The organism is Mesorhizobium neociceri (genome assembly GCF_013520985.1).
Taxonomy (GTDB): Bacteria; Pseudomonadota; Alphaproteobacteria; order Rhizobiales; family Rhizobiaceae; genus Mesorhizobium; species Mesorhizobium neociceri.
The window spans coordinates 177,830-197,827 of sequence record NZ_JACDTY010000010.1 but is presented as its reverse complement, the minus strand read 5'-3'; the positions used below and the strand labels follow the sequence as shown (position 1 = coordinate 197,827).

The window sequence follows — 19,998 nt, the reverse complement described above, 5'->3', positions numbered from 1 at the left end:
ATGGCCGCCGTCCGCACTTCTTCCGAAATCGGCTTCAATCGCGTCGCCATTGTCGCCGTTCTTTTGGTGACGATCATCTTCCTGGCGCCGATCTACTGGATCGCCTCGACGGCGTTCAAGCCGCGCAATCTTGCCACGACCATCCCGCCGACGGTGGTGTTCCAGCCGGAGATTTCGCCCTTCGTCAAACTGTTCACCAAGCGCTCGCAGATGCGCAACCCGCCGTCGCCGGAAGAGTATGCCGCAGCGCCGTGGTGGGAACGTGTCGTCTTCGATGGCGGTGAAAAAATCGTGCGCGATGGCAAGGGCCAGGTGCAATGGTCCGGCTATCCGAGCCGCTTCATGAACTCGCTGATCATCGCCATCACCTCCACGGTGCTGGCAGTCGGCATGGGCACCTTCACCGCCTACGGATTCTCGCGCTTCAAGGTGAAGGGGGAGGCGGACCTGCTCTTCTTCATCTTGTCGACGCGCATGCTGCCGCCGGTGGTGGTCGCGATCCCGATGTTCCTGATGTATCGGGCGGTAGGCCTCAACGATTCCCACCTCGGTCTGATCATCCTCTACACCGCTTTCAACCTGTCCTTCTCGGTCTGGCTGATGAAAGGCTTCATGGACGAAATCCCGAAGGAGTATGAGGAAGCAGCCCTCGTCGACGGCTATACGCGGATGGAAGCCTTCTTCAAGATCGTGCTGCCGGAGGCCGCCACCGGCATCGCCGCCACCGCGGTTTTCTGCTTCATCACCGCGTGGAACGAATATGCCTTCGCACTGATCATGACCAACCGCCGCGCCCAGACGGCGCCCCCCTTCATTCCCAGCCAGGTCGGCGCCGGCCTGCCGGATTGGACGGTGATCGCCGCTGGAACCTTCCTGTTCCTGCTGCCGGTCGCAATCTTCACCTTCCTGCTCCGCAACCATTTGCTGCGCGGCATGTCCTTCGGAGCGATCCGCAAATGAGCTTTCGTGCCATCAACCAGAAATATCTCGAACCCGGCTCGCAGATCCTGATGGTGCTCGGCATCATCGCGCTTTGCCAGCCGTGGAACATGCTGCTGCACAGCTATGGCGTGACCATCATCCTGATCGGCCTGATCGGCTTCAACATCACCTCGAAGATTGCGCCGGAGGAGAAGGCCGGCACCGGGCAAATAGGAAATCCAGGCGCCGGGAATCCGGGAGCACAGCATTGACCCAGATCGAGCTTCGCGGCGTGCAAAAATATTTCGGCGCCGTCCAGGTCATCAAGGACCTCAACCTCAAGATCGACGACAACGAGTTCATCGTGCTGCTCGGTCAGTCGGGTTGCGGCAAGACGACAACATTGCGGGCAATTGCCGGGCTGGAGACGATCGACGGCGGTGACATCCTCATTGACGGCAAGCCGGTGCAACACCTCAAGGCCGCCGACCGCGACATCGCCATGGTGTTCCAGTCGTTCTCGCTCTATCCGCATATGAGCGTCTACGAGAACATTGCCTTTCCCTTGCGTGCCACACGCAAGAGCAAGGCCGAGATAGACCAGGAAGTACGCTCGGTCGCCAAGACGCTGCAGATCACCGACCTGCTGGGCAAGAAGCCGTCGGCGCTGTCGGGTGGCGACATGCAGCGCGTCGCCATCGGCCGGGCGCTGGTGCGGCGTCCAAAGGCGATGCTGATGGACGAGCCGATCGGCGCGCTCGACGCCAAATTGCGCGAAGAGATGCGGGCCGAGATCAAGCGGCTGCACATTAAGCAGGGCTCGACCACCATCTATGTCACGCACGACCAGATCGAGGCGATGAGCCTCGCCGACCGCATCGTCATCATGCATGAGGGGGTGCTGCAGCAGGTCGGCTCACCGGACGAGGTCTATTCGCGTCCGGCCAATCTGTTCGTGGCGCAATTCGTCGGCAGCCCGGTGATGAACGTCGCCGATGCGTCGGTCGCCGAAACGGCGTCGTCGGCCTCGGTCACCGTCGGCGGTGCTGCCGCCGGCTTCGAATTCCCGCGCGCGCTCTTGTCCAAGCTCAACGGCCATGCCAGCGGCCAGCTTGCGCTCGGCATCCGGCCGGAAGGTGTACTGGTGCGCCATGAAGCGGCGGAAGGCTTCCTGCCGGTCGAGACGCAGATCGTCGAGCCGCTGGGCTCGTTCGACATTGTCGACCTCAAGGTCGGTACCAAGATGCTGCGCGCCCGCACCAAGAGCGGCTTTGTCGGCGGCCCGGGCGAAAAGGTCTTCGCCAGGATCGATCCGACGCAGGCGCATTTCTTCGACACGGCAAGCGGCAAGTCGCTCGAGGTGAGGCTCTGATGGCTCATATCCAGCTCAAGAATATTTCCAAGAGCTTCGGCAACCACACCGCGCTGACCGGGCTCAATCTCGAGATCGGCGATGGCGAGTTCTTCGTGCTGCTCGGCGAGACCGGCGCTGGCAAGACGACGACGCTGCGCATGATCGCCGGTCTGGAAAAGCCGACCGAGGGCCAGGTGTTTATCGACGGCGTCGATGTCGCCGACTGGGGCGCCGCCGAGCGCGACGTGGCACTGGTGCTGCAACAATATTCGCTCTACCCGCGCTATACGGTGCGCGAAAATCTCGAATTCCCGTTGAAGCCGAAGATTCGCCGGCTGCCCGACGCCGAGATCAAGGACCGCGTTGCGCGCGCCGCCAAGACACTGCGGATCGAACATCTGCTCGACCGCAAGACCGACCGCCTTTCAGGCGGCGAAATGCAGCGCGTCTCGATCGGCCGCGCAATCGTGCGCAAGCCGCGCGTGTTCCTGATGGACGAGCCGCTGTCGGCGCTTGACGCCAAGCTGCGCGAAGCGCTGCGTACGGAACTGAAGAACCTGCAGATCCAGCTTGGCGCCACCTTCCTGTTCGTCACCCACGACCAGATCGAGGCGATGTCGATGGGCGACAAGGTCGGCGTGTTGAACCATGGCCGCATCGTCCAGACCGGCACGCCGCATGAGATCTACAACAATCCGCGCGACACCTATGTGGCGAGCTTCGTCGGTTCGCCGCCGATGAACCTCATCGACGGCCGGCTGGTCAACAACCGCGCGGTCATGGCGCCGATGAATTTCGAGCTGCCGCTTACAATCGGGGCCAAGACTTTTGGGGGAGCCAAGACGGGCGCGGCGACGGAGGGGCGCCCGCTCGTCTTCGGTATCCGCCCCGAGGATGTCTATCTCGAGAGTGGCGCGCCGGTCGAGGCGCGCGTCCACGATGTCGAGAACCACGGCGTCGAAAAGATCCTGACTCTGCGGGTCGGCGACACCACGCTGCGCGCCACGGTACCGGCGCGAACCGATGTGGCGATCGAGCAATCGGTGCGCTTTGCCTGGAACGCGGACAAGGTGGTGCTGTTCGACAAGGGCAGCGGCGTGAGTTTGCGGCACGCCAGCTAGTTGCGGTCGAACGACGGTACCGCCTGACTATTTCTGGAAATAGGTCTCGTAGGGCGTGTCGTTGATCAGCAGGATCACGCACTCCGTCTCCGACAGGCAGGCGTCGTCGTGCATCTCATTGGCCTTCTGGGTCCAGTAAGACCCCGGCGGCAGTTCGACCTTGGTTGCTTCGCCGCCGTCCATCTGCCAATGCGCCCACAGCCCCTTGATCACCACCGCGCGATAGTCGGCGGTGTGTGCATGGATGGGTGCGCGCCAGTTGCCGGGAACTTTCAGCAAGGTGCCGGCCGGGCCCTTGGCGCGCTCACCCCATAATGGGCCGAGACGATGCGGCTGGTCGGGCACCTCGGCGACATAGGGGATCTTGTCGGCCGGCAGGTAGCTGTTCTCGAGGGCAAAGGCGCGAGCGGGAAAGACGCATAGAATGGCGAGCGCTAGAAACGCAGAGCGATTGGGCACGGCAGGGTCCTCCACCTGCCAGACTATGGCGGTTCGGGCGGCGTGCAATGACATGCCGTCCAAAAGATTTGGCAATTTCTCCAGCCCGCGGAGGGGCTGACTGGACGTCGCGAATCTCTGGAGTTCCCGAATCTCGGGGGTGCCAGGAACTCAGGAGTGGATGTCGCCGTCGCCGGTATTGCGCAGGTGGCTCGGCGCCACGCCCATCACCCGCTTGAAGGCGCGGCTGAAGGAAGCTTCCGAATCGTACCCGAGTTTCGCCGCCGCCACCGACACTCTCAAGCCGTCGCGGGTAAGCCATTGCCGCGCCTGGTGCATGCGCACGCGCAGCACGTATTTGGCCGGCGTCTCGCCGACCACGGTGGCGAAGCGCTGGGCGAAGGCCGAGCGCGAAGCTCCCATCACCCTGGCCAGCGCCTCGACCGTCCAGTCGCGGTCGGGCTGCAGATGAATGGCGGCGAGCACCTTGCCGACATCGGGATTGCGCACGGCGGCAATCCAGCCGGAGGCATCGCCGCAGCCATTCTCCACCCAGGAGCGGATGATGGTGGCGGCGAGCACGTCGGCAAGACGCGCCAGAATGCCGCCGGAGCCGACCCGGTCCATCGTCACTTCGCCTGCCATGGCATCGAGCAAATGTTGGATGCCCGGCGCGTTGGTCATCAGTCTATGCGCCTGCATGAGATTGGGCATCATGTCGAGCAGCGGGTGCGAACCGTCGAGGTTGAAATGCATGCTGCCGCAGAACAACAACGTCTTGCTGCCATCGCAGCCGTTGGAGACGTCGTAGATATTCTCGCATACCGGTTCGATTGAGTAGCGGCCGATCGGAACGGCCGGCACGCCTGGCGCGCTGGCCAGAATATGCTCGTCGCCGCGCGGGATCAGCAGCGCGTCGCCGACCGACAGTTCGATCCACTCCTTCGACGGCGAGTACAGCCAGCAGCTTTGCTGTCCAATGAAATGGAACCGCGCCGCCTTCTGCGCGGGAAAGGAAACGGCCCAGGGCTCGCCAAGCACGCAGCGGCCATAGTCGACGCCGTCAAGGCGCAAGCCGCGCAGCATGTCGGTCAGCGGGTCGCCGGACGCGGGTAAAGCGGCTTTGGACGAATTGTAGCTCATTTCGGTGTTTTTAACATGGAAACTCCAGACCGTCACTCCCTATGTTGCAGTGCAGCGCCGCAAACAGATCAGGGAACGGCCTCATAGCCAAGCCGCGACGGCAAGGCATGTAACGGGTGGAGCCACCATCCGGTCGTTCCCTATGTGGCGCTGCAAACAGATCGGAGACTGACCATGGCCGAATCCTCGACGGGCGTCATCGACGCCACAGTTCTAAACCCTGCAGAATCCGATGAGCGAACCGAGCCTGCCTGGGGCGCCGTGGTCTCGCTGGCGCTTGGTGTGTTCGGCCTGGTGACGGCGGAATTCCTGCCGGCCAGCCTTCTGACGCCGATGGCGCGCGATCTCGGCGTCAGCGAAGGCATTGCCGGACAGGCGGTGACGGCGACGGCAATCGTCGGCGCCATCGCCGCCCCCACCATGGCCATCATCACCAGGCGGATGGACCGCCGGTTGGTGATGTGGATGCTGTCGAGCTTCCTGATCGTCTCCAACCTTCTTGCGGCCTTTGCCTCGTCGCTGCCGATGCTGCTGCTCGCCCGCGTCATACTCGGTGTTGCGCTTGGCGGCTTCTGGGCGATGTCGGCGGCCATGGCGCTGCGGCTGGTGTCGATGCGGCTGATGCCGCGCGCCATGTCGATCATCCTGACTGGTGTTTCGCTGGCCACCGTCACTGCCGCGCCTGTCGGCGCCTATGTCGGCGACATCTGGGGATGGCGCACGGCGTTCATGATCGCGACCATCGTCGGCGGGCTGGCGCTGCTGGTGCAACTAGCCACCATTCCGCGGCTGCCGCCTGTCGGCGTGGCAAGCTTCCGCACCTTGCTCGAAGTGCTGGAGCGGCCGTCGATCCGGGTGGCGCTGCTGGTCGTGCTGCTGGTCGCTTCCGGCCATTTCGCCGGCTTCACCTATGTCCGCCCCTTCCTTGAGAAGGTGCCTCTCTTGCACATCGAGACGATCTCGCTGGTGCTGCTCGCCTATGGCATTGGCGGCTTCTTCGGCAACATCGTCGGCGGCATCGTGGCCGAACGCAGCCTCAAGGCGGCAGTGGCGCTGGCGCCGTTGCTGATTGCGGTCGCCGCCGCCTCGATGCTGTTCCTCGGCGCCTCGCCGACGATCGCAGCGGCTTCGGTTGCCATTTGGGGCTTTGCCTTCGGCGCGGTTCCGGTCGGGCTGCAGAGCTGGCTGGTGCGGGCCGCACCCGACCAGGCTGAAAGCGCCGGCGGACTGATGGTGGCGACGTTCCAGATCGCGATTGCGCTCGGCGCAGTCTTCGGCGGCCTGCTGGTCGACAATGCCGGCGTCGCCAGCGCCTTCGCCTATTGCGGTGCGGCGACCTTGCTGGCGGCGATCGTGGTGTTCGCGCGCGGCCCAAAGAGCGTTGAGTAGCCAATACCCATCCGCGGCTTTCGAAGCGGCCCGAGAACCATCAAGGTTTTCGGGCCGTTGTTTTTGTGGTGAGAGGCCACCGGTAGGGTCAGACCGCGCGCCCGTCGAAGTCGAAGATCGTCAGGCTGGTCGGATCGATATCTGCGACGCAGTTGAGGTTGATGTAGGCGCTGCGTTCACCGCCTTGGCGAACATCCTCGGAAAAGGGATGGATGCCGCAGGTGCGGCAGAAGCGGTGCGCCATCGCGTGATTGCCGAATGTATAGGTGCCCAGATCGTCGCCCCAGGCCAGCACCCTCAGGCCGTCATGCGGGATGGCGGCCAACAGCGCGCCCTTGCGCGAGCAGATCGAACAATTGCACCGCACGGCGCCGGTCAGCTCCGCCTTGAATTCGAACGCGACCTTGCCGCAGTGACAGCTGCCTTTATGGAGCATTGGTTTTCTTCCTTCCGTCCGGCAGGATATGAAACGACCTGCGCAAGTTTCAAGTTTCGGCAAGCCATGTGCTGGCCTCTACCCCTTAAGACGTTGCAGCCATCCGGAGTCCGACATCCAAAATGCAATCCGTGCGCGATCATCTGGAAACCTTGCTGGCGCGCCTTGTCGCCCGTGCCGGTGACGAACGCGTGTTCACCAGGCTCTATGCCGAAGCCGCGCGGGCCGCGGCCGATGCCAGCGATGCCCGCAAACGGGCCGGTGTGAGCCTCGGGCCGCTCGACGGCACCATTGTCTCGATCAAGGATCTGTTCGACGTCGCGGGCGAGCCGACCACGGCTGGTTCGCTGATGCTGAGGGACACCGCACCTCGCCGGCACGACGCGGCAATCGTCAACCGGCTGCGGCAGGCCGGCGCTGTCATCATCGGCAAGACCAACATGACCGAATTCGCCTTCACCGCGATCGGTGACAACATGCACTACGGCACACCGGGCAATGCCGCCGACGCCAGCCGCATTCCGGGCGGCTCGTCCTCGGGTGCCGGCGTCTCGGTCAGCGAGGGCACTTGCGACATCGCCATCGGCTCCGACACCGGCGGCTCGGTGCGCATCCCGGCATCGCTGAACGGTGTCGTCGGTTTCAAGCCGACGGCGCGGCGCGTGCCGTTGACCGGCGCCTATCCCTTATCCGCGACGTTGGATTCGATCGGGCCGCTGGCGCTGGGCGTTGCCGCCTGTGCGCTTGCCGACGCGGCGATGTCGGGCGACGATCTGCCACCATTGCATTTGACGCTACCGCTTGCCGGGCTTCGTGTAGGCATCCCATGCGGTCTGCTTTTCGAAGACACCGAAAGCGGGATCGGCACGGCGTTCGATCGCAGCCTTGTCAAAATCGAGCAGGCAGGCGCGCGGCTGACGGATGTTTCGATCGACGACCTCGTTGCCGACCTGCGCGCGGCCACCAAACGTGGTTCGATCGCGGCCATGGAAGGCGCGGAAATCCATGCCGACTGGCTGGCGACAGGCGCATCGGTTCCGGTCGATCCCTATGTCAGCGGGCCGTTGTCACGGGCGGCGGCAATACCGACGCCGGTCTATATCAGGGCACTGCGCCGCCGCGCGGCATTGTGCATAGCCATGGACGAGCGGTTGCTTTCGGTCGATGTGCTGGCCCTGCCGACCACGCCGGTGACGGCGCCGACCATCGTTTCGATGGCCGAGGATGCCGCCCTGCGCGAACGTACCGAAGCCCTGTTGTTGCGCAACACCCAGGTCGCCAACCAGTTCGACCTCTGCGCGATCTCGCTGCCGATGCCTGGCATGACGCGGCCGGCCGGGCTGATGCTGGTGGCGCGCAATGGCCAAGACCATCACCTGCTGCGCATCGCGGCTGAAGTCGAGCGCTTGCTCTGACAGGCAGAACCGCAGATCGGCAATCAGTGCGCCGAACAGAGCTTGCGCTCGCTCTGCTTGGTGGCGCGTTCGATGCTGGTGACGACCAGTGAGGGCGGATCGTGTTCGCTGCCGCGATGCTGGATCGATCCTCTGACGACGATCTTTCCCGCGTAAAGCTTTTCCGAGACATCGGGTGAGGCTCTGTCTTGCAGCGACAATGGGGAGGTGTCGATCGCAACGCCCTCGATAACCTTGCCGGTGGCGAGGTCGAGCGCGTTGCCCGATGGGCAGGGAGCCATCATGCACGCTATCCCGTTGCTGCAGTAGACATAACTGCCGCGTTCGGCTGCGGCGAGTGACGGCAAAGCTGCGATTGAAGACGCCGCGATGGCCAAGAAGGCGAGGCGATGACCTAACATGGTTTTCAACGTCGCGGAGAATTGGGGCGAAACCGCGATGTGGCTCACGTGTCTGCCGGGAACCGCCTGCGATAGTGCTCGACCACATCGGGGTTGCGCAAATTGACCGGCAGCCGGTTGGCCAGCACCAGCAAGGTCTCGCCGGCAGCGCCGACGCCCATGCGCATCATCGACTGCTCGGTGATACCAGCCATATGCGGGGTGACAATGACATTGTCGAAACTGAAATAGGGATGATTTGACGGCAGCGGCTGCGTCGCAAAGACATCGAGCGCGGCGCCGCCAATGCGGTCTTTGCGCAAGGCATCGATGAGCGCCTCGTCATCGATCACCGGCCCGCGCGAAATGTTGATCAGCAGCGCATCGGGCTTCATGCGCGCGATGCGTTCGCGGTTGATCAGGCCGCGCGTCTCCTCGGTCAGCGGGCAGCAGAGCACGATGATATCGCTCTGTTCGACCAGCGCGTCGATCGACAGGAAGCCGATCCTGTCGGGTGCCGGCTGCATGCTGCGCGTCGTCGCCACGACGTTGAGGCCGAAGCCATGCGCGGCGATGTGGGCAACCGCCTGGCCGATGGCGCCGAAGCCGATGATGCCGATGGTCTTGCCGGCAAGCTCGCTGGCATAGCTGGCGTGGTCGCGGCCGGCATTCCAGCCCCTGGCGCGCAGGTCGCGGTCGACGACGCGGAAGCGTCGAAGCAGAGCGAGTGCGGCGAACATCACATATTCGGCGACCGATCGCGCATTGACCGCCGGCACGTTGGCGACCAGCACGCCGGCGGCAGCAGCGGCCTCCATCGGCACCATGTCGAGGCCGGCGCCGTGGCGAACCGCCGCTCTCAGTTTCGTCGCGTTTTCGAACAACGCGGGCGGCAGTGGTGCGCGAACGATGATGACGTCGGCGTTCTTCGCCTCGTTGGTCAGCGTGGCGGCATCGAGCGCCGAGGCGACGACGAGTTCGCCGGCGCCCGCCAGCATGGCGGAGGCACGCGGATGCAGCGTGTGCGTCGACAGGATTCTGGGCATGGGGCTTCCGTTTTTTATCGCAATTCCCAAGGAAAAGCGCTACGCGCTTTTCCCGGGAAAACCGTCTCACACTTTTCCTGAAATTGCTCTAGACCTTTTCGAGCGTGGCGGCTTTCTGCTCCATGCCGCGGCCCTCGATGATGCCCTTCCAGTAGCTTTCCGCGCCTTGCAGATGGGCGCTCATCAGCGCCTGGGCGAGATTGCCGTCGCGGCGCAGCAGCGCCTCGTAGATCTGGATGTGCTCGGCGTGCGAGCGCACTGAGCGCTCCGGGTCGTTGAAGTAGATCGGCAGACGCTGCTCGCCCATCAGATAGTAGACGCTGCAGATGTTGTGGAAGACGCCGTTCTTGGTCGCCCGCACGATCTCGAGGTGGAATTCGCGATCCTCCTTGGCGAGGCCTTCGCCGGCGGCAATGCGCTCCTCCGAGGCTTTCAGGATCTCGCGCAGGCGCTCGAAATTCTCCTCGGTGGCGCGCGAACAGGCAAGTTCGGCAGCCTTGATCTCGTGGATCTTGCGCAGCTCGACGGTCTCGTAGATCTGCACCGGATCGAGCGGCAGGCCGGCGCGGGCGAAAAGGGCCAAGGCTTCTACACTAGCCTGCCTGGTGTCGACATAGATGCCGGATTTGGCGCGGCGCTCGACGATGCGCATGGCTTCGAGGATGGCCAGCGCCTCGCGGATCTGGCCGCGGCTGACGCTGAAGTGCTCCGCCAGTTCGCGCTCCGAGGGCGTGCGGCCGCTCTCCTTGTCCGAATGGGAGAACAGATAGGCGGCGAGTTCGGCGAGAAGGTTCTTTTCTTTCATCGTCAACCGCGTTGCGCGTGCGCCTCCAGGAACCGCTCCGAAATGGTGAATCCCAGACCCGGCTTTTCAGGGATCGCTATCATACCGTCCTTTGCTTCGACAGTCTCTTCGATAAGATCATGGATCATCGGGTTGGCGCCGAGCGAATATTCGACGGTGAAGCTAGCCGGCGAAGCAGCGCAGACATGCAGCCCGGCAAAGAAGCACGGCGCGCCGGCCCACAGATGCGGGGCGAAGCGCAAATTGAAGGCGCTGGCGATGGTGCCGATCTTCATAGCCTCGCTGATGCCGCCGCAAAAGGCCGGATCGGGCTGGAAGATGTCGGCCGATTTGAGCACCGCGAGATCGCGGAAGGCGTAGCGCGTCGCTTCGCTTTCGCCGGTGGCGATCGGGATCGAGCCGGAGGCGCGTACTTCGGCCATGCCAGCCTTGTCGTCGGCGATGACCGGCTCCTCGAACCAGGCGAGGTCGAGATCGGCGGCGAGGCTGATGAAGCGCTTGGCTTCGGCCACTGTATAGGTGCCGTGCGCGTCGACCATCAGTTCAACGTCGGGGCCGAGCGCTTGCCGTGCAGCACGGACGCGGGCGGCGGAAATATGGGGGGCGCCGTCCATGGCGCCGACGCGCATCTTCAGCGCCTTGAAGCCGCCCTTGGCGATGTAGGACTTCAACTGCTCGCCGATGGCGTCGGCGGCGGCCCAGCCGCCGGAGGCATAGGCCTGCATGCGGTCGAGCTTGCGGCCGCCGAGAAGCCGCCACACCGGCTGTCCCAGCGATTTGCCCAAGATATCCCACAACGCGATGTCGACGGCACTGATGGCCGCCACGCTCATGCCGCGCCGCGCCAGTTGCGGCATGGCGTGGCCGGCATGCGCAGCTGTCTCGTGGCGCACGCCATTGTAGAGCATCTCCCAGATGATGCCGATGTCGGCGGGATCTCGGCCGATCAATTGCGGACCGACCTCATGGTTCAGCATGTGGACCAGCGCGCCATAGCTGCCGGCGCTGCCGGCGGCGTTCTTGCCTTCGCCCCAGCCGACCAGCCCGTCATCGGTCTCGATGCGCAGGATGGCGGCGTCGAACGTCGTCACCTGGCCGAAGTCGCTGCGATGCTGCTTCGCGGCTTCGATCGGTATGCGGACCCAGCAGGCCTGGACGTTTCTGATGCGCATGGTCATCCCCGGCCCCGCCGCCTGCAGGCGGAAGGGCGCATTCCAAATCGGATCGGCTACTTGACCAGCGGCAGCAGCGTTTCGGCGGTGATGCGCATCTGGTCGGTGTAGAATTTCTCCGTCAGCACGCTGGAGCCATGATCCTGGATGAACTTCAGCTGTTCGGGCGAAATGTCGACCGGATGGCGCTCGACCATGTCGGGATAGGGTGCGGCCGGCGTGCGGTCGACGGGCGCGACGAATTCGTTGGTCAGCGCGCCATCATAGCCGACTTCCCTCAGCGTCTGCACGATCCGTGGCCAGTCGATCTGGCCGAGGCCGGCGGCAAAGCGGTTGTTGTCGGCGACGTGGAAATCGAACAGGCGCTTGCCGACCTGACGGATGGCATCATGGACGTTAAATTCTTCCATGTGGATGTGGTAGGCGTCGAGGCAGACGCCGCATTCGGGGCTGACCGCATCGGCCAAGGCCAGCGCCTGGGCGCCGCGGTTGAACAGATAGGTCTCGAAGCGGTTGAGCGGCTCGACAGCAATCTTGACGCCGACCTTCTTGGCGTGGGTGAAGCATTCGCGGGTGGCGTCGACCACCCACTTCCATTCCTCTTCCTCGGTACCGTCCGGCACCACCTTGCCGACTGTGGCGGGCACCAGGGTGATGATCTCGCCGTCGAGTTCGCTGATCATGGTCAGCACGTCCTTGACGTACTGCACCGAGCGCTCGCGCTGACCCTGGTCCCTGGCGGCCAGGTTGCGTTCGCCAAGCATCAGCGTCACCGCGCCCCAGCAGCGTATGCCGTGTTCTTTCAGCAGCGCGCGGGTCTCCTTGGTCTTGTATTGTTCGGGCTCGCCGGAAATCTCGATCGACTCGTAGCCGAATTTCTTGATGCGCTTCAGCGTTACCTCCAACGGCTCCGCGCGCATCCAGTTGTGCGTCGAAAGATGCATGGTCTATCCTTCCCAGAATTCGTCTGTGCCAGTTCGCCTGCGATGCGCCTCAGCGAAGCGCGTCTCATGATTCCTCCCCAAGGCGCTCCAGCATTTTTACGCAAACTGGTTCGACCAATTGGGCCTGAATGGAGGTCTACAGCAATTTTCTTCGCGCGGCAAGAACTGCCGCCGTGTGATCGCGGCATCCATGTACTGTGTTGATTATGCTTGCATATGTTCCGCATTTTAGGGTGCGCGGTCTGCTGCGCTTGGGAGTCAAATGGCTTGACCCATTTTCGGTATTTGGTAATACCAGAATGGCAATACGAGAATGGACATCACAAAGACCAAAGAGGCTGGCCCTGCTTTCATCAGGCGCTATGCTTGGTCCTTGGAAAAATGAACTGGGAGGATGCCGATGCCGTCGACAATGAAGGGTCCGGGGCTGTTTCTGGCGCAGTTCGCGGGCGATGCCGCGCCATTCAACTCGCTGGCCTCGATCACCAAATGGGCGGCCGGCCTAGGCTACAAGGGCGTGCAGATCCCGACCTGGGACGCACGCCTGTTCGACCTCAAGAAAGCGGCGTCTTCCAAGACCTATTGCGACGAGGTGAAAGGCATCTGCGCTGACGCCGGCGTCGAGATCACCGAACTGTCGACGCATCTTCAGGGGCAGTTGGTGGCGGTGCATCCGGCCTATGATGCGCAGTTCGACGGTTTTGCCCCGGCGTCGGTACACAACAACCCGAAGGCGCGGCAGAAATGGGCGGTTGAACAGATGAAGTTCGGCGCCAAGGCGTCGAAGAATCTGGGTCTCAAGGCCTCGGTGACGTTTTCCGGTGCGTTGGCCTTCCCTTACCTCTATCCCTGGCCGCAGCGGCCGGCCGGACTGATCGAAGAGGCTTTTGCCGAACTCGGCAAGCGCTGGAAGCCGATCCTCGACGTCTATGACGAAAACGGCGTCGATGTCGGCTATGAGATCCATCCGGGCGAAGACATTTTCGATGGCGCCACCTTCGAAATGTTCCTCGACGCGGTCGGCGGCCACAAGCGCTGCAACATCAATTACGACCCTTCGCATTTCCTGTTGCAGCAGCTCGACTATCTCGAATTCATCGACATTTATCACGAGCGGATCAAGGCGTTTCACGCCAAGGACGCGGAGTTCAATCCGACGGGACGGCAGGGCGTCTATTCCGGCTACCAGAGCTGGACCAACCGTGCCGGCCGCTTCCGCTCGCTGGGCGACGGGCAGGTCGATTTCGGCGGCATCTTCTCCAAGCTCACCCAGTACGGCTATGACTCTTGGGCGGTGCTGGAATGGGAATGCTGCCTGAAGCATCCGGAAGATGGCGCGGCCGAAGGTGCGCCCTTCATCCAGCATCACATTATCCGCGTGACGGAAAAGGCATTCGACGATTTCGCCGGCGGCACGACGGACAAGAAGATGCTGCGCGCGATGATGGGAATCTAGCGCGATTTCCCTCCCCCCTCGAGGGGAGGGTGGCCCGAAGGGCCGGGTGGGGTCGGTGCGTTCCGGGCTCTACCTTGTACGACCCCACCCGATCCGCTGCGCGGATCGACCTCCCCTCAAGGGGGAGGTGAACAACGAGGGAGACGAAAAATGGTTGGTGCATCGAAGTCGGAAGCGGGAGGCGGCCCGATCCGCTACGGCATGGTCGGCGGCGGCCAGGGCGCCTTCATCGGTGCGGTGCACCGGATCGCGGCGCGCATGGACAACGACTTCGTGCTGGTAGCCGGCGCGCTGTCGGCCAACCCCGAGCGTGCCAAGGCCTCCGCCGCCGAACTTGGTCTCGACCCGGCGCGCAGCTATGCTTCCTATGCCGAGATGGCCAAGGCCGAGGCCAAGCGTCCGGACGGCATCGAGGCGGTGGCGATCGTCACCCCCAACAATGTGCACGTACCCGCGGCCAAGGCCTTCCTCGAGGCCGGCATCCACGTGATCTGCGACAAGCCATTGGCCACGACACTGGCCGAGGCCAAGAAGCTTGCGGCGATAGTCGAAAAGACGGGCAAGGTATTCGTGCTGACGCACAACTACACCGCCTATCCGATGATCCGCCAAGCGCGCGAGATGGTGGCCAAGGGCCAGCTTGGCGACATCCGCATCGTGCAGTCGGAGTATCCGCAGGACTGGCTGACCGAGGATCTTGCCGCCACCGGCCAGAAGCAGGCGGCGTGGCGCTCCGATCCGAAGCAGGCGGGCGCGGGCGGCGCGCTGGGCGACATCGGCACGCATGCTTACAATCTCGCCCGCTTCGTCTCGGGTCTGGAGCTCGATTCGCTCTCGGCCGATCTCGACGCCTTCGTGCCGGGGCGCCAGCTCGACGACAATGTCAACGTCATGCTGCGCTTCAAGCCTGTCGGCAAGACGCACCCGGCCAAGGGCATGATCTGGGCAAGCCAGGTGGCGCCGGGCCACGAGAACGGGCTGAAGCTGCGCATCTACGGTTCGAAGGGCGGGCTGGAATGGGTGCAGGCCGACCCGAACTATCTCTGGTACACGCCATTCGGCCAGCCCAAGCAACTGCTCACCCGCAACGGCGCCGGGGCGCTGCCTGTCGCCGGCCGCGTCAGCCGCGTGCCGTCGGGCCATCCGGAAGGCTATCTCGAAGGCTTCGCCAACATTTATCAGGAGGCCGCGCGGGCGATCCGTGCGGCCCGCAAGAAGGGTGGCAAGCCGGGCAAGGAGGTTGTGTTCCCGACCATCCAGGACGGCGTCGAAGGCATGGCCTTTATCGAGGCCTGCGTGAAGTCGTCGAAGAAGAATGGGGCGTGGACGAAGCTTTAGTTAGCGCGCGCTCCCCCTCACCCGGATTGCCAGCCGAATTGCGAAGAGCAATTCGGGGCAATCCGACCTCTCCCCGAGGGGAGAGGAGGAGGTGGCGCCGATGCTAGGTCTCTTCTCCCCTCGGGGAGAAGGTGGCCGCGAAGCGGCCGGATGAGGGGGCATGGCGCCAAGTTGGCGAAAGAAACCAGCGCGCGCCGTCAAAATGGGGAGGGACGTCGATGAAAATCGGCATGTGCATGTTCTTGTGGACCACCAGCGTCTCGAAGAAACACGAGGCGTTGCTCAGGGACATCAAGGCGACAGGCTTCGACGGTGTAGAGATACCGATCTTTGCCGGTACGCCGGACGACTACAAGAAGCTCGGCGATTTGCTCGACCGCATCGGGCTCGAGCGCACGGCTGTCACGGCGATGGGCGATCCGGCGATGAATCTGATCTCGCCGGATGCGGCGACCCGCAAGGCCGGCATCGACTACATGAAATGGGCGATCGACTGCAGCGTGGCATTGGGCGCAGATAGGCTGAGCGGTCCGTTGCATTCCACGCTCGGCGCCTTTTCCGGCAGCGGGCCGACTGCGGCGGAAAAGAAGCGCTCGATCGCCTCGCAGCGCGCCATCGGCGACCATGCCGGCAAGCGCGGGGTCACCATCGGGCTGGAGGCGCTCAATCGTTTCGAGTGCTATCTGTTGAACACGATGGCCGATCTGTCAGAGCATATCGACGCCATCGACCGGCCGCACATCAAGGCGATGTACGATACGTTCCACGCCAATATCGAGGAGGCCGATCCGATCGGCGCCTATACGAAGCATCGCCGGAATGTCGTGCACATCCACATTTCGGAGAATGATCGCGGCGTGCCGGGGCGCGGCAACATTCCGTGGAAGGAAACGTTCTCGGCTATCCGCAAGAGCGGCTATGACGACTGGCTGACGATCGAGGCGTTTGGGCGCTCGCTGAAGGATTTGGCGGCGGCGACGAAGGTGTGGCGGGATTTTTCGGAGACGCCGGAAGCGGTTTATCGGGAGGGGTATAGGCATATCAGGGATGGATGGAGGAAGGCGGCGTAGGTGCGCCGTTCAGCGAGCGCTTGCGTTCCGTCACACCCCCCTCTGTCCTGCCGGACATCTCCCCCCTCAAGGGGGAGATTGGCAGCTTTGACGCCGGCTCCTCTCTTTTGAACGTTGAAAATTAGCGAAAGCCGTCGCGACATCCAATCTCCCCCCTTGGGGGGGAGATGCCCGGCAGGGCAGAGGGGGTGCTGTCCCGCCGACCTCTCGCAAACTCACCCCTGCTCGGCCTGGATCCTATTGTAATCATGGATCGTCCGGCTGAGCCGACGCCTCAGGAAATTCGAAATGTTGTCGAAGACAAAGACCACGAGCAGCGTCAAAAGCACCATGTAGAAGACGTTGGCCCAGTTGGAATTGGTGCGCATCGCTTCCCATAGTTTCAGGCCGATGCCGCCGGCGCCGACGGCGCCGATGATGGTGGCGCCGCGGGTGTTGGATTCCCACTGGTAGAGTGTCTGGCTGATGAAGACCGGGATCACTTCCGGCATCACGCCATAGCGCTGCACCAGCAAGCCATTGGCGCCGGTCGACTTGATGCCTTCGCGCGGCTTGTCGTCGATGTTTTCCAGGCTTTCCGAATAGGTTTTGCCGAGCGTGCCGATCTCGGTGAAGAAGATCGCGGCACTGCCGGCGAGCGGGCCGGGGCCGAAGGCGCGAGTGAAGAACAGCGCCCAGATCAGCATGTCGACAGAGCGCATGAAGTCGAAGAAGCGCTTGAGCACCTGGCTGAGCAGGCCGCTCGGCGTGATGTTGCGGGCGGCGAAGAAGGCGAGCGGAAAGGCGACGAAGGCGCCGAGCAGCGTGCCGAGAAACGCCATGACGATGGTCTGCAGCAGCTTCGTCCAGACGTCGCCGTGCTGCCACTGCGCATTGTTCCAGATGTTGTCGCCGGCCAGCGCGAGGTTCGAGGTGCCCGCTTTCAGCTCCGGTCCGGACCAGATCAGCGAGATCACTTCACCGGCCGATTTGCCGAAGAAGGGCGAGCGCGTGTCGAAGACGAAATTCGCCCAGCCGAGGAAACGCTTGCGGACCTTCACGCGGTCGACGCTGACGCGCACTTCGCCGACAAAGCCCATCTTGGCGACGACCTCGTCGTCATGCGCGGTGATCCAGTCGGGCACCGGACCTGATATCACCGGCTTGCCGCTGGTCAGGGCGACCGGCACCGTCTGGCCATTGGCGACAATCGTCGCCTTGGTCTTGTCGAAGGTGACGGACTTGGGCTGGCCGTCGATCAGCACGGTGAAGGTGCCGTCGGCGTTCCTGACCACCCAGTCGGGATTGGGGTTGTCGCCAAGGGCCGAGAAGCGCGGGTATTTCGGTGTGATCTCGGGCTGGTCGAGACGGAATTCCGGCTGCAGATCGTAGCTGATCCATTGCGACAGGAAGAGCGGCAGGCGCTCCCAATGCGATTCCCTCAGCACCTGCGGCAGGCTGAAGAACCACAAGGCATAGATGAGGTAAAGCACGGTGCCGGCGACCAGGAACAGCGGCCAGAAGCGCTGGTGGAACGGGCGATGGAACACGTGCGGGAAGCGTTCTTCGATCGCCTTGATCTCGTCTGCGGTCATGGCCGTGGTGTGTCTTCTTGTTTGACCATGATCTTTTCCGAAAACCGGGCTCCACTTTTCGGGATCATGGTCACGCTCCGCCCATCAAAAAGGCCTGCTCACCCACCAGCTTGCGGCGCAGCCAGGCGGAGAACTGGTCGATGATGAAGATGGTCGTGAACAAGAGCAGCACCAGCGCCAGCGTCTTGGCGCCGAAGCCGCGCGAGATGGAGAGCTTCAGTTCCTCGCCGATGCCGCCGCCGCCGACGGCGCCGATGATGGTCGATGCCCGCACGTTGATCTCGACGCGCAGCAGCGTGTAGGACATGAAATTGGGCAGCACCTGCGGCAGGTCGGCGAAGCGCACCCGCTCGAACCAGTTGGCGCCGACGGCCTTCAGGCCTTCCTCGGCGCGCATGTCGATGTTCTCGTTGATCTCGTAGAACAGCTTGCCCAGCGCGCCGATCGAATGCAGGCCGATGGCGATGATGGCGGCGATCGGGCCGGTCGACACGATGGCCGCGAACAGGCCGGCAATGACGATCTCGGGAAAGGCGCGCAGCAGCTCCATGAAGCGCTTGACGACGAGCCGCAGCGCCGGATGCGGCGTCAAATTGCGCGCGGCGATGAAGGAAAACGGCACGGCGAAGATGAAGCCGATGAAGGTCGAGACCAACGCCACGTTGACCGTGGTCAGCATCAGCTCGAAATATTCAGGGATGTAGAAGCCGCCCCAGATATAGACGCGGCCGAGCGGAAAGTTGAATTCCTGGGTGCCGGTGTCATGCGGCGAGGCGATGTCGAACAGCGCCCGCCAGACATCGTTCCAGTCCTTGGGGACCAGCCAGCTGAGGAAATCGAGGATGTGCGGCAGCCGGTCGAAAAAGTGGCCGGCATTGGCCTCGTCGGCGAACCACATGCTGGAAAACATGGCGGCAAGCAGCAGGCCGATGCCGAGCACGGTATAGAGCCGACGCAACGATGTCTGGCGTCGCCAGGCATCGGCCATCTGGTGGGTGACGCCGGAGGGCGCTGTCACGGAAAGGGTCATGATCGGAGATGCAAAAAGGGCGGTGTTTTAGAACACCGCCCTTTCCGATTTCGCCGTTAGCCGCCGATGGCTGCCTTACGGGCTTCGACGATGACGTTGTAGAAGTCAGGCTTGACGGGAACGTAGCCGGTGAAGTCGCCACCTTCGACGCCTTCGAAGCAGGCCTTGTCCTTCTTCGGCAGGTCGGTGAAGAACGCGGTCAGCTTGGCGGTCATATCGTCACCGAGCGCGGTGCGCACGACCAGCGGGCCGTTCGGGATCAGGCCCGAGCGCCAGACTTCGACGAAGTCGTTGGGGTCGACGGCGCCCTTGGCGACTTCCTTGTGGAAGGTGCCGGAGGTGTAGCCGTTCTTGAAGTCGCCGATGCCCGAGGAATCGTCCACCGCCACGTCAACCTTGCCGTCGCGGACAGCAAGAACGTTGTTCTCATGGCCGCCATTGAACTGGGTTGAAGCGAAGAAGGTTTCGTTCGAGGCGCCAGTGTCCTTCGGGATCTGGGTCAGCGGGATCAGGTAGCCCGAGGTCGAATCCGGATCGGCATAGCCGAGCTTCTTGCCCTTGGCCGACTTGATGTCGGTGATGCCCGAGGACTTGAGCGCCAGGCCGATCGAATAGTAGCCGGTGGCGCCGTCGGTCTGCTGGGTGGTGAGGATCGGGGTGACCGCCTTCGGGTCCTTGATGTAGACGCTGGCGTAGCCGGAAGCGCCGAGTTCGGCGAAGTCGAGCGTACCGCCGAGCAGGCCCTGGATAACGCCGTCATAGTCGGCGGCCGGGAACAGCGAGACCTTTTCGAAGCCGAATTCGGTCTTCAAATGGTCGGCCAGGCACTGGTAGTTGCGCAGACGGTCGGTTTCGTTTTCACCGCCGAGGATGCCGACGCGGAATTCCTTGAGGTCGGCCGCGTGAGCCATGCTGGTTGCCATGGCGAGCACCGATATGGCGCCGAATACCATCTTCCTGAACATT

General features: G+C 63.3%; 20 protein-coding genes. 9 read left to right on the top strand and 11 right to left on the bottom strand.

Annotation, left to right across the window (positions count from 1 at the left end):
- The 4 genes from H0241_RS20890 to H0241_RS20875 are packed head-to-tail and all read left to right on the top strand — an operon-like array spanning nucleotide 1 to nucleotide 3,396.
- Nucleotides 1-960, top strand: a complete 960-nt coding sequence (locus H0241_RS20890) for a carbohydrate ABC transporter permease (protein WP_181059683.1) — start codon at nucleotides 1-3, stop codon at nucleotides 958-960.
- The gene (locus tag H0241_RS20885; RefSeq protein WP_181059681.1) at nucleotides 957-1,193 is read left to right on the top strand and encodes a hypothetical protein; all 237 of its coding nucleotides are present in this window, start codon (nucleotides 957-959) and stop codon (nucleotides 1,191-1,193) included. Before H0241_RS20890 ends, H0241_RS20885 begins: the two co-directional genes overlap by 4 nt.
- Complete coding sequence (locus H0241_RS20880) at nucleotides 1,190-2,293, top strand: ABC transporter ATP-binding protein (RefSeq protein ID WP_181059678.1); 1,104 nt, start codon at nucleotides 1,190-1,192, stop codon at nucleotides 2,291-2,293. The genes H0241_RS20885 and H0241_RS20880 overlap by 4 nt, the downstream gene beginning before the upstream one ends.
- Nucleotides 2,293-3,396, top strand: a complete 1,104-nt coding sequence (locus H0241_RS20875; protein ID WP_181059676.1) for an ABC transporter ATP-binding protein — start codon at nucleotides 2,293-2,295, stop codon at nucleotides 3,394-3,396. The genes H0241_RS20880 and H0241_RS20875 overlap by 1 nt, the downstream gene beginning before the upstream one ends.
- Before the next feature lie 27 nt (nucleotides 3,397-3,423).
- Here H0241_RS20875 and H0241_RS20870 read toward each other — a convergent pair whose 3' ends face one another.
- Both H0241_RS20870 and H0241_RS20865 read right to left on the bottom strand, forming a co-directional pair.
- On the bottom strand, nucleotides 3,424-3,855 hold the full coding sequence (locus H0241_RS20870) for a DUF4437 domain-containing protein (RefSeq protein WP_181059674.1): 432 nt from the start codon (nucleotides 3,853-3,855) through the stop codon (nucleotides 3,424-3,426).
- Nucleotides 3,856-4,005: 150 nt separating this feature from the next.
- Nucleotides 4,006-4,977: an AraC family transcriptional regulator gene (locus H0241_RS20865; RefSeq protein ID WP_181059672.1), complete on the bottom strand. Its 972-nt coding sequence runs from the start codon at nucleotides 4,975-4,977 to the stop codon at nucleotides 4,006-4,008.
- A gap of 174 nt (nucleotides 4,978-5,151) precedes the next feature.
- Here H0241_RS20865 and H0241_RS20860 point away from each other — a divergent pair, with 174 nt between their 5' ends.
- Nucleotides 5,152-6,366, top strand: coding sequence for an MFS transporter (locus H0241_RS20860; RefSeq protein ID WP_181059670.1), 1,215 nt, complete (start codon nucleotides 5,152-5,154; stop codon nucleotides 6,364-6,366).
- An 88-nt stretch (nucleotides 6,367-6,454) separates the two neighbouring features.
- Here H0241_RS20860 and H0241_RS20855 read toward each other — a convergent pair whose 3' ends face one another.
- Nucleotides 6,455-6,802, bottom strand: coding sequence for a GFA family protein (locus tag H0241_RS20855; protein WP_181059668.1), 348 nt, complete (start codon nucleotides 6,800-6,802; stop codon nucleotides 6,455-6,457).
- Between the two features lie 122 nt (nucleotides 6,803-6,924).
- Here H0241_RS20855 and H0241_RS20850 point away from each other — a divergent pair, with 122 nt between their 5' ends.
- Nucleotides 6,925-8,217, top strand: a complete 1,293-nt coding sequence (locus H0241_RS20850) for an amidase (RefSeq protein WP_181059666.1) — start codon at nucleotides 6,925-6,927, stop codon at nucleotides 8,215-8,217.
- 23 nt (nucleotides 8,218-8,240) lie between these two features.
- On the opposite strand, the gene H0241_RS20845 is transcribed toward H0241_RS20850, so the two are convergent.
- The 5 genes from H0241_RS20845 to H0241_RS20825 form a co-directional block, all read right to left on the bottom strand.
- Nucleotides 8,241-8,501 (bottom strand): hypothetical protein, encoded by a 261-nt coding sequence (locus tag H0241_RS20845; protein ID WP_235984384.1) that lies wholly within the window; start codon nucleotides 8,499-8,501, stop codon nucleotides 8,241-8,243.
- A 161-nt stretch (nucleotides 8,502-8,662) separates the two neighbouring features.
- Nucleotides 8,663-9,643, bottom strand: a complete 981-nt coding sequence (locus H0241_RS20840) for an NAD(P)-dependent oxidoreductase (RefSeq protein ID WP_181059663.1) — start codon at nucleotides 9,641-9,643, stop codon at nucleotides 8,663-8,665.
- Nucleotides 9,644-9,731: 88 nt separating this feature from the next.
- The gene (locus H0241_RS20835; protein ID WP_181059661.1) at nucleotides 9,732-10,448 is read right to left on the bottom strand and encodes a FadR/GntR family transcriptional regulator; all 717 of its coding nucleotides are present in this window, start codon (nucleotides 10,446-10,448) and stop codon (nucleotides 9,732-9,734) included.
- A gap of 2 nt (nucleotides 10,449-10,450) precedes the next feature.
- Nucleotides 10,451-11,620, bottom strand: a complete 1,170-nt coding sequence (locus H0241_RS20830; RefSeq protein WP_181059659.1) for a mandelate racemase/muconate lactonizing enzyme family protein — start codon at nucleotides 11,618-11,620, stop codon at nucleotides 10,451-10,453.
- A 56-nt stretch (nucleotides 11,621-11,676) separates the two neighbouring features.
- On the bottom strand, nucleotides 11,677-12,564 hold the full coding sequence (locus tag H0241_RS20825) for a sugar phosphate isomerase/epimerase family protein (RefSeq protein WP_181059657.1): 888 nt from the start codon (nucleotides 12,562-12,564) through the stop codon (nucleotides 11,677-11,679).
- Between the two features lie 400 nt (nucleotides 12,565-12,964).
- On the opposite strand from H0241_RS20825, the gene H0241_RS20820 reads away from it, so the two are divergent.
- From H0241_RS20820 to H0241_RS20810, 3 genes are all read left to right on the top strand, one after another.
- On the top strand, nucleotides 12,965-14,020 hold the full coding sequence (locus H0241_RS20820) for a sugar phosphate isomerase/epimerase family protein (RefSeq protein WP_181059655.1): 1,056 nt from the start codon (nucleotides 12,965-12,967) through the stop codon (nucleotides 14,018-14,020).
- Nucleotides 14,021-14,170: 150 nt separating this feature from the next.
- Nucleotides 14,171-15,358, top strand: coding sequence for a Gfo/Idh/MocA family protein (locus H0241_RS20815; RefSeq protein ID WP_181059653.1), 1,188 nt, complete (start codon nucleotides 14,171-14,173; stop codon nucleotides 15,356-15,358).
- A gap of 218 nt (nucleotides 15,359-15,576) precedes the next feature.
- Nucleotides 15,577-16,428, top strand: coding sequence for a sugar phosphate isomerase/epimerase family protein (locus H0241_RS20810; RefSeq protein ID WP_181059651.1), 852 nt, complete (start codon nucleotides 15,577-15,579; stop codon nucleotides 16,426-16,428).
- A gap of 215 nt (nucleotides 16,429-16,643) precedes the next feature.
- Here the strand turns inward: H0241_RS20810 and phnE (H0241_RS20805) are convergent, their stop codons facing one another.
- The 3 genes from phnE (H0241_RS20805) to phnD form a co-directional block, all read right to left on the bottom strand.
- A complete protein-coding gene (gene phnE / locus H0241_RS20805; protein WP_181059650.1) occupies nucleotides 16,644-18,002 on the bottom strand; it encodes a phosphonate ABC transporter, permease protein PhnE in 1,359 nt (452 codons plus the stop codon).
- A 70-nt stretch (nucleotides 18,003-18,072) separates the two neighbouring features.
- Entirely contained in the window at nucleotides 18,073-19,032 is a 960-nt protein-coding gene (gene phnE, locus H0241_RS20800) for a phosphonate ABC transporter, permease protein PhnE (protein WP_181059649.1), read from the bottom strand.
- Between the two features lie 56 nt (nucleotides 19,033-19,088).
- A complete protein-coding gene (gene phnD / locus H0241_RS20795; RefSeq protein ID WP_181059648.1) occupies nucleotides 19,089-19,997 on the bottom strand; it encodes a phosphonate ABC transporter substrate-binding protein in 909 nt (302 codons plus the stop codon).
- Nucleotide 19,998: the final 1 nt, after the last annotated feature.

Excerpts from the sequence above, each read along its gene's own strand:
- H0241_RS20890 (WP_181059683.1), top strand. The coding sequence starts at position 1 with ATGGCCGCCGTCCGCACTTCTTCCGAAATCGGCTTCAATCGCGTCGCC.
- H0241_RS20885 (WP_181059681.1), top strand. The coding sequence starts at position 957 with ATGAGCTTTCGTGCCATCAACCAGAAATATCTCGAACCCGGCTCGCAG.
- H0241_RS20875 (WP_181059676.1), top strand. The coding sequence starts at position 2,293 with ATGGCTCATATCCAGCTCAAGAATATTTCCAAGAGCTTCGGCAACCAC.
- H0241_RS20865 (WP_181059672.1), bottom strand. The coding sequence starts at position 4,977 with ATGAGCTACAATTCGTCCAAAGCCGCTTTACCCGCGTCCGGCGACCCG.
- H0241_RS20860 (WP_181059670.1), top strand. The coding sequence starts at position 5,152 with ATGGCCGAATCCTCGACGGGCGTCATCGACGCCACAGTTCTAAACCCT.
- H0241_RS20855 (WP_181059668.1), bottom strand. The coding sequence starts at position 6,802 with ATGCTCCATAAAGGCAGCTGTCACTGCGGCAAGGTCGCGTTCGAATTC.
- H0241_RS20850 (WP_181059666.1), top strand. The coding sequence starts at position 6,925 with ATGCAATCCGTGCGCGATCATCTGGAAACCTTGCTGGCGCGCCTTGTC.
- H0241_RS20845 (WP_235984384.1), bottom strand. The coding sequence starts at position 8,501 with ATGATGGCTCCCTGCCCATCGGGCAACGCGCTCGACCTCGCCACCGGC.
- H0241_RS20840 (WP_181059663.1), bottom strand. The coding sequence starts at position 9,643 with ATGCCCAGAATCCTGTCGACGCACACGCTGCATCCGCGTGCCTCCGCC.
- H0241_RS20835 (WP_181059661.1), bottom strand. The coding sequence starts at position 10,448 with ATGAAAGAAAAGAACCTTCTCGCCGAACTCGCCGCCTATCTGTTCTCC.
- H0241_RS20830 (WP_181059659.1), bottom strand. The coding sequence starts at position 11,620 with ATGCGCATCAGAAACGTCCAGGCCTGCTGGGTCCGCATACCGATCGAA.
- H0241_RS20825 (WP_181059657.1), bottom strand. The coding sequence starts at position 12,564 with ATGCATCTTTCGACGCACAACTGGATGCGCGCGGAGCCGTTGGAGGTA.
- H0241_RS20820 (WP_181059655.1), top strand. The coding sequence starts at position 12,965 with ATGCCGTCGACAATGAAGGGTCCGGGGCTGTTTCTGGCGCAGTTCGCG.
- H0241_RS20815 (WP_181059653.1), top strand. The coding sequence starts at position 14,171 with ATGGTTGGTGCATCGAAGTCGGAAGCGGGAGGCGGCCCGATCCGCTAC.
- H0241_RS20810 (WP_181059651.1), top strand. The coding sequence starts at position 15,577 with ATGAAAATCGGCATGTGCATGTTCTTGTGGACCACCAGCGTCTCGAAG.
- phnE (WP_181059650.1), bottom strand. The coding sequence starts at position 18,002 with ATGACCGCAGACGAGATCAAGGCGATCGAAGAACGCTTCCCGCACGTG.
- phnE (WP_181059649.1), bottom strand. The coding sequence starts at position 19,032 with ATGACCCTTTCCGTGACAGCGCCCTCCGGCGTCACCCACCAGATGGCC.
- phnD (WP_181059648.1), bottom strand. The coding sequence starts at position 19,997 with ATGTTCAGGAAGATGGTATTCGGCGCCATATCGGTGCTCGCCATGGCA.